The 7454-nt window shown below is 60.5% G+C and carries 8 protein-coding genes; 3 read left to right on the forward strand and 5 right to left on the reverse strand.

The genetic code is table 11. The features are described from left to right. Window positions 1-203 precede the first annotated feature (203 nt). Window positions 204-1493, reverse strand: coding sequence for a uracil-xanthine permease family protein (locus G1C94_RS00085; RefSeq protein ID WP_172143563.1), 1290 nt, complete (start codon window positions 1491-1493; stop codon window positions 204-206). A 155-nt stretch (window positions 1494-1648) separates the two neighbouring features. Next, entirely contained in the window at window positions 1649-2479 is an 831-nt protein-coding gene (locus G1C94_RS00090) for a histidine phosphatase family protein (protein WP_172143565.1), read from the reverse strand. A gap of 320 nt (window positions 2480-2799) precedes the next feature. Here G1C94_RS00090 and G1C94_RS00095 point away from each other — a divergent pair, with 320 nt between their 5' ends. The 3 genes from G1C94_RS00095 (at window position 2800) to rpiA (ending at window position 5367) form a co-directional block, all read left to right on the forward strand. Further along, the gene (locus G1C94_RS00095; protein ID WP_335341190.1) at window positions 2800-3450 is read left to right on the forward strand and encodes a sugar O-acetyltransferase; all 651 of its coding nucleotides are present in this window, start codon (window positions 2800-2802) and stop codon (window positions 3448-3450) included. Window positions 3451-3694: 244 nt separating this feature from the next. Next, window positions 3695-4552 carry a ribonuclease H family protein gene (locus tag G1C94_RS00100; protein ID WP_253902240.1) on the forward strand — a complete coding sequence of 286 codons (858 nt, stop codon included), beginning with the start codon at window positions 3695-3697 and terminating at the stop codon, window positions 4550-4552. Window positions 4553-4668: 116 nt separating this feature from the next. After that, window positions 4669-5367, forward strand: a complete 699-nt coding sequence (gene rpiA / locus G1C94_RS00105; protein ID WP_172143569.1) for a ribose-5-phosphate isomerase RpiA — start codon at window positions 4669-4671, stop codon at window positions 5365-5367. 101 nt (window positions 5368-5468) lie between these two features. On the opposite strand, the gene G1C94_RS00110 is transcribed toward rpiA, so the two are convergent. The 3 genes from G1C94_RS00110 to G1C94_RS00120 all read right to left on the reverse strand — a co-directional run bounded on the left by G1C94_RS00110 (window position 5469) and on the right by G1C94_RS00120 (window position 7239). After that, a complete protein-coding gene (locus G1C94_RS00110; protein ID WP_004268639.1) occupies window positions 5469-5558 on the reverse strand; it encodes a 30S ribosomal protein bS22 in 90 nt (29 codons plus the stop codon). A 105-nt stretch (window positions 5559-5663) separates the two neighbouring features. Beyond that, window positions 5664-6269 carry a hypothetical protein gene (locus tag G1C94_RS00115; RefSeq protein WP_172143571.1) on the reverse strand — a complete coding sequence of 202 codons (606 nt, stop codon included), beginning with the start codon at window positions 6267-6269 and terminating at the stop codon, window positions 5664-5666. 580 nt (window positions 6270-6849) lie between these two features. Beyond that, a complete protein-coding gene (locus G1C94_RS00120) occupies window positions 6850-7239 on the reverse strand; it encodes a hypothetical protein (RefSeq protein WP_172143573.1) in 390 nt (129 codons plus the stop codon). Window positions 7240-7454: the final 215 nt, after the last annotated feature.

Below are 7454 nucleotides of genomic sequence, written 5' to 3' on the forward strand. Positions count from 1 at the left end.
CTATCAAGCTCTGCCGCTGCACCTTGTGGGACTCTACTCGTGACAAAGAGACGAACCCATTGCCGCCAAACGCATGGGTGACATGACCCAACATAGAGACCCGCCTCCACTCGATTAGTTCCTTTTGATTCTCCTATCGCATAATTTATGCGAAACGCCTCCTTGGGGGAAGGAGGCGTTTGGGGGGTGGGGCGGAATCGCGGCTACTTGATGTCGGGGTCGTTTTTGTCGATGGTGCCGGTTGCCTTGCCGATGGCCTTTAGGCCGTGATAGGCGACGAGCACGACGATGGTGCCGATGGCGATGCCGTTGAATTGGATGCCGGAGACGGCGCAGGTGAAGTCGGCGATGCCGATGATCATCACGATGGCAGCCGTCATCACGTTCAGCGGCTTGTCGAAATCGACCTTGTTCTCCACCCAGATGCGCACGCCGATCATGCCGATCATGCCATAGAGCAACGTGGTCACGCCGCCGAGCACGCCGGCGGGAATGGTGTTGATGACCGCGCCGAACTTCGGGCACAGCGACAGGATGAGCGCGAACGCGGCGGCGCACCAATAGGCCGCGGTGGAATACACCTTGGTGGCGGCCATCACGCCGATGTTCTCGCCGTAGGTGGTGGTGCCCGAACCGCCGCCGAAGCCGGCGATGGCGGTGCCCAAGCCGTCTGCGAACAGGGCGGTGCCCATCTGGCCGTCGTAATCGCGGCCGGTCATTTGGGCGACGGACTTGACATGCCCCACGTTCTCGGCGATCAGCACCAGCACGACGGGGATGAACATAGGCAGAATCGAGAAATCGACCTGCGGAAGATGGAACTGCGGCAAGCCGATCCAATCAGCCTCGCCGATGGCGGAGAAATCAACCTGACCGCGGAAGCACGCGTAAATATAGCCCACAATCACACCGAGCAGAATGTTCAGTCGGCCAAGCAAACCCTTGAACAGCACGGCCACCAGCAACACGGCGACCAGCGTGACGATGGCGGTGTCGGGAGCGACCTTGAAGTTGTTCCACACGCTGGGCGCAAGGTTGAAGCCAATGATGGCCACGATGGCACCGTTGACCACCGGGGGCATGATGATGTCGATCCACTTCGCGCCGGCAAAATGCACCGCGACGCCGACCAAAGCCAGCAGCACGCCGGTAACCATGATGCCGAACGAAGCGACGGCGATGCCCTTGTTGGCGGAGGCGACCGCCGTAATCGGCGCGATGAAGCCGAAGGACGAACCGAGATAGCTCGGCAGCACGTTCCTGTTGATCAGCAGGAACAGCGCCGTGGACATGGCCGTGAAGAACAGCGTGGTCGAGGGGTCGAAATGCGTCAGAATCGGCACGAGGAACGTCGCGCCGAACATGGCGATGACGTGTTGCGCGCCGATTTCGGCGGTGCGCGGCCAGCTCAGGCGCTCATCGGGCTCGACGACTTCGCCGGGCGCGAGCGTTTTGCCGTCGCCGTGCAGGTTCCATTGGAATATATTGCTCATTGCTGTTCTCTTCTCGTCGTGAGGTTTCGGCGCGGCTTATGGGCGGCCGCGCGCCGAGGGATATTGTAGTATCCCCTACCCCTAGGTGGCTTATTGGGTATTAGGCGCCCCTGGGCAAGCCTTGAGGCAAATAAGGCACCAAAGGCAGTAAGGCATTATTTCCCGCGAGGAGCAACCAGATGGGGATCGACCGCCTGAACCACATCCACCAGGTCGCCATTCGACAGCAACGGCGGGCCGAACTGACGCCACGGCTCAACATTGACCTCCCATTTGCCGGTTGTGCCGCTCAGCATGGGGCGTGCGGTCTGCTCCCAGCAAAAACGCTTGTGAGTGCGCCCGGTGGCCGGGTCGCGGCGCGAATAATGCAGACAGGTGCAGTTGGTGATCGCCCAGTGGGATGAATCGGCCCGATGCATGAACTCCTCGTCCGACAGGTCCTCCAAGGTGAGCATCAGCGCGAGCATCAAATCACCGTGGGAGACCATCACCACCGATTCGGCGTCGGACTTGCGGTTCAGGGAGGTCAGCAGGTTATGCACGCGATTCTCGGCCACGTCCGCGATGGATTCGCCCGCCGGCGGTCTCCAATACAGCGGGTCGGTGGCCTTGAACAGCCAGTTGCGTTCGTAAGTGATTTTGAACTCGTCTTTGGTGATGGTGCTGATCTCGCCCCAGGAGCGCTCACGTAGCACGCGGCACTCCTCCCATTTTGCCTTGGGCAGGGCCATCGTCGCGGCCGTCTCGCGGGTGCGCACGTATGGCGAGACGAGGTAGCGGTCGAACAACTGCTGTTGCTCGACGAGCCAGCGGCCGATGCAGTCGGCCTGTTTGCGCCCGGTGGCGGTGAGCCTCCACGAGCGGTCGGGCACGGTGACATTGTCTTGCGTATACAGGGAGTTGTCGCCCTGCTCGCCCGCGCTGATGATGACGTTCGCTTCGGACTCGCCGTGGCGAATCACATACAAATCAAGCGGCATTCCCATATTCGACACCCTTTCATCCAATATACCTTCGGGCGCATCATCGCTTCTCTTATGCTTCTTTTATAGCCTAAACGACAAAATCCCGACGCACCCGCCGGCGGCCGTATCGCACCAAAAATTTCGCAACCGGCAACGGTGTGTTCATCCGCGCACACGCGATAGTGCATATATCAGGCACATATATCAACCGCATTTACCAACCACACGCGCGAATCGCACACACCAACCGCACACACCAACCGCACGTACCAATCGCATATATCAACAGCCAATCGATATAATCGCTTCCGTATTCTTTCATCCAACGCGAGGAGGCCAATGTGAGCGAGATTGACGAGACGGCGGGCATGAGCGAGGCCGGGCGCCACGAATGGGAGCTGATGGTGGCCGGCGAGGTCTATCAGGATTCGCACCCGGACATCGAGCGCAAGCGCGCCGAGGCGAAGAAGCTGTTCGTGGAATACAACAAGACCGACTACGAGGATGTCGAGCGGCGTCGCGAAATCATGGAGCAACTGTTCAAATCGGTGGGCGAGGATGTGTTTATCGAGCCGAACTTCCGTTGCGAGGTGGGGCGCAATATCACCATCGGATCTCACGCCTATATCAACTTCGATTGCGTGATGCTCGACAACGCGCCGATCACGCTCGGTGACTATGTGTGGATTGCTCCGATGGTGGGTCTGTTCGCCACCAACCATGCGCTTGATTTCGAGGAGCGCAAGAACGGCGCGTGTCAGGCCAAGCCCATCGTCATCGGCAACGGCGTGTGGCTGGGCGGCCATGTGAGCGTGCTCGGCGGCGTGACCATCGGTGACGGCGCGGTGATTGGGGCGGGTTCCGTGGTGACGCGCGACATTCCCGCGAACAGCATCGCCGTGGGCAATCCGGCGCGCGTGCTGCGCGAAATCACCGAGGCCGACCGCACCGGCTTCATGGAGCGCATTGGCCAGCGCGAGCGCGGCTTGTGAGGGTCGGGCGCGGTTCGTAGGGTAAATATATGACGATTACTGTTTCAACGGATGGCTCCGCACTGGGCAATCCAAATGCTGAGCCGTTAAACGGGCAGCCCAGTGGGCTGCACGTAGGCGAAGTGAGCGGGCGCGCTACTCTGCGCCCGCGAAGGGGACATTTGGATTGCATAGAAGGAGTGGGAACCCGGTGACGATTACTGTTTCAACGGATGGCTCCGCACTGGGCAATCCAAATGGCCCAATGGGCTGGGCTTGGGCGGATCACGCGAAGAACGCGGGCGGCGCGCCCGGGCATGACCACGACGAGCACGGCTACGACGCGGGCGGCGCCACCAACGGCACCAACCAAATCGGCGAACTGTGCGCGGTGCTGCAGGCGTTGCGCGCGCACCCCGGCAGTGAGCCGCTCGTCATCGAAACGGATTCGCAATATGCCATCAACTGCTCGACCAAGTGGATCAAGGGCTGGAAGAAGAACGGCTGGAAGAACTCGCAGAAAAAGCCGGTGAAAAACGCCGAACTCATCAAGGCCATCGACGCGGAGATTTCCAAACGCGCCGGATCGGTGGAGTTTCACTGGGTGAAGGGGCATGCCGGCAACGAAGGCAACGAACTGGTCGACGAACTGGCGCGCACCTATGCTTCCGACTGCCGCTCGGGCGCGCGTGACGGCTATCTGCCCATCGAGGGATGGCGTTCGCTGCTGTCTTCCGAGTATGCGGAAGGTACGGACGTGCCGCCGGATGTGCAGTTGGCACTGAGCGGCAGGGGAGGCACGGGAGACGCGGGAGGCGCGGCCAACGAAGCAGTTATTCGCAACACAACAACGGACACCGATGCTGTTTCTGTGAAACAATCCGTGGAACACGCTGTGAAACAGGGTGTGAAACGAGGCGTGAAACAAACGACCGCACCCGCCGCCACAGCCGCGCCCACCGGGCTGACGGTGTCGGGCGAACTCACCTTCTCCCCCGCACCCAAAACCAGCCCGTATTTCACAGGCAAACCGATGCCCATTCGCGGCGCCATCGAAGTGGAGGGCCTTGTGGACGGCGACGGCAACCTGCACATCATCAACGCGCCCTTCACACGCCGATAACGACTTTTTGCGCACCCCGCCAGCCTCTTCGCGTCGCAAAGCGGACACGGCTCCACAACAACCCCCGTTCACGGTAGGATGATTGGTATATTGTCCGCACAAACTAAGGAGAGGCTATGGATAAGGCGCAGCAAGACGCCCTGAAAAAGGCGGCGGGCATCGAAGCCGCCAGGCTCATCGAAAATGGCATGATCGCAGGGCTCGGCACCGGCTCCACCGTGAAGTTCCTCGTGGACGAACTCGGCCGCCGCGTCAAGGAGGAAGGCCTTGAGTTCACCGGCGTCACCACGTCCCGCCGCACCCAGGAGCAGGCCGAGAGCTACGGCATCAAAATCGTGGACGTCGACGACGTCGATCACATCGACATCACCATCGACGGCGCCGACGAAGTGGACTCCAACTTCAACGGCATCAAGGGCGGCGGCGCGGCCCTGCTGTGGGAGAAAATCGTGGCCACCAACTCCAACAAGATCGTGTGGATCGTCGACGAATCCAAGGTGGTCAACACCATCGGCGCGTTCCCGCTGCCCGTCGAGGTGATTCCCTTCGGCGCGGGTCACGTCATCAAGAAATTCGAATCGCGCGGCTACAAGCCCACCTTGCGCCTCGACGCCAGTGGCAAGGAGGTGCGCACCGACGAAAGCAACTTCGTGGTCGACCTGCACCTTGACCTCATCGAGCATCCGCAGGCGCTGGCCGACGATCTCATCACCACCGTGGGCGTGGTGGAGCACGGTCTGTTCCTCAACATGGTGGACACCGTGATCGTGGGTAACCCGGACGGCCCGCGCGTGATGACCAACTCGAACAAGTGATGATAGACAAGTGACGATATAGGAAACACGGCAGTCCGCAAAAACAAAACCCCGTCGGCAAAACGCCTGACGGGGTTTTCAAATGCCTTGAAAGCGAAAGACTACTTGCGCTGGTGGCGGGTCTTACGCAGCAGTTTGCGGTGCTTCTTCTTGCTCATCCGCTTGCGGCGCTTCTTGATGACGGAACCCATCGGAAGCCTCCATTTCGATTAATCGTAACGTTGCAACTTGCCCAACTATACACGTTCTTACGGACTAGGCCAGGCGCGAGCGCCACTTGAGCAGCGCCGCGAAAGTCACAGCGGGAACTTCTCGACGAAGCGCTGCACACACGTTTGGGAACCGCTCGCCTGGAACACCACGGTGTCATTGCGCCACACGGCGGTGGCGTTATCGTCATCCTTGTCGTCGGATTTGATGAGGTATTGGCCGGTTTCCTCGCCTTTGACCTTCACCGCACCCGAGGAAAGTTCCTTGCCGCTCATAGCTTTCGACAATGCCTTGTATTGGCTGGTTGCGTCATCGGCGTCGCTCCACTGCGCCACCACCAGCGTGACGTCCTCTCCCGTCTCGCCGGTACTATAAGTGAGTGTGTATTCCTCCAGCGGGGAGGCTTCCTTCCAAGTATTGCTAGCATCGGCCTTGGTGCGCACGAAGTTGAGCACACTGTCGGGCATGGCCTTGAGCAGCTGCGTGGCGTCGCTCGGCAACGCGGTGGCCTCGATGCTCGGCTCGGTCGGCTGGGAGGTCTGCTGCTGTTGCGATTGCTGGGATTGCGGCTTGACCAAAGCCCAGCCCGGCCACACGAATGCCGACAACAACGCCAGCACAAGCACCACGGCGGCAACGATAATGACGACGATGAGCTTGCGATGCGAGGAGCTGTGTGCATTGTTCGGCATGTCTTCGATTGTGTCACAGCCGCGTGACGCACAGCGCAGTTGAACTGGGTTGTGCGTACCGATATCAAAGGGCAACGCCATCGTTCCTGGCCCGCTCCCGAGTCACAGTGGCCAAACCAACCCGTTTTCAGGACGTATACCGGCAAATCAACGGGAAAGCACGTCAGATGAGCATTGTACGTGTCTTGGGAGCGGATGTCGCCGTGTTCGACACCCTCCGGGCCGGTAGGCCAAGTCTTACGTCTCACACAGCGACATCCGCTCCAAAAGCCGTCTGTGTTCGTTTGGGGATAACGCGGTTTGTTTGTCTGTTTAAGGGACGGATGTCGCTGTGTTCGACGTGGTTTTCCTGTTGGTTGGCGGTATGCGTACTGAGAACGGGATAGATGGCCACCGCAACTCAGAGCATGCCAAGCACGACGTTGTCACGCCGACGGAATGGCGCGGAAGCCACGAGATTACCTGGTTTCGCTATATGGCGTTGTCGCTGATAATCGACACGCGCAGCCCACTGGGCTGCGCGTCCCACACAGCGACATCCGCTCCGAAAGTCGTCTGTGTTCGTTTGAGAGTAGCGCGTCTATGCTCGTTTGAGGAAGCGGATTTCCTCTTCTAGCTGCTGAATGCGTAGGGCTTGGGCGGCGATGAGGCGGTCGCGCGGGTCGCGCGGATCGTACGGGTCGACAGTGTCGCGGGATTTGGGTGCGGGCGGCTTGGGATGGGTTGGTTCGGGAGAACGCTTCCAGCGGGCGAAGGCGCGCTCGATGCGCTTGTGGCCCACGAGCTTGGGATCAAGGCCGGCCTGGCGGAACAGGTCCACCGGCTTCTCACCCTCCCTATAGCGGCGCATGCACTCGATACGGAACCAGTCCGCGTAATGGATGCGCGAGGACGCGTCCACCATGTCCACCGCCGCCAACGACGACAAATACGCCCGCTGACCCGACGTGAAGTTTCGCGACTCACTCATTGTCGGCCGTCCTTCCTGAATGCGCAAAAAACTGAAATTTGAGGCCCCGCTGTCTTGTGCGAGGCTCGCGATGCTGTCGCCGCTCGCTGCTGCGAAGAGCGCGCGAACCCAAACACGGGAATCTATAGGCCCCCGCAGGCGGGGGCTGTCGCGCGAACGCGCGACTGGGGGTGGTCACGCCAGTCACGTGACCACGCCCGCACCACCCCCAGTCG

It is taken from the genome of Bifidobacterium panos, assembly GCF_012932445.1.
GTDB lineage: Bacteria > Actinomycetota > Actinomycetes > Actinomycetales > Bifidobacteriaceae > Bifidobacterium > Bifidobacterium panos.

Excerpts from the sequence above, each read along its gene's own strand:
- G1C94_RS00115 (WP_172143571.1), bottom strand. The coding sequence starts at position 6,269 with ATGCCGAACAATGCACACAGCTCCTCGCATCGCAAGCTCATCGTCGTC.
- rpiA (WP_172143569.1), top strand. The coding sequence starts at position 4,669 with ATGGATAAGGCGCAGCAAGACGCCCTGAAAAAGGCGGCGGGCATCGAA.
- G1C94_RS00100 (WP_253902240.1), top strand. The coding sequence starts at position 3,695 with ATGGGCTGGGCTTGGGCGGATCACGCGAAGAACGCGGGCGGCGCGCCC.
- G1C94_RS00120 (WP_172143573.1), bottom strand. The coding sequence starts at position 7,239 with ATGAGTGAGTCGCGAAACTTCACGTCGGGTCAGCGGGCGTATTTGTCG.
- G1C94_RS00110 (WP_004268639.1), bottom strand. The coding sequence starts at position 5,558 with ATGGGTTCCGTCATCAAGAAGCGCCGCAAGCGGATGAGCAAGAAGAAG.
- G1C94_RS00085 (WP_172143563.1), bottom strand. The coding sequence starts at position 1,493 with ATGAGCAATATATTCCAATGGAACCTGCACGGCGACGGCAAAACGCTC.
- G1C94_RS00090 (WP_172143565.1), bottom strand. The coding sequence starts at position 2,479 with ATGGGAATGCCGCTTGATTTGTATGTGATTCGCCACGGCGAGTCCGAA.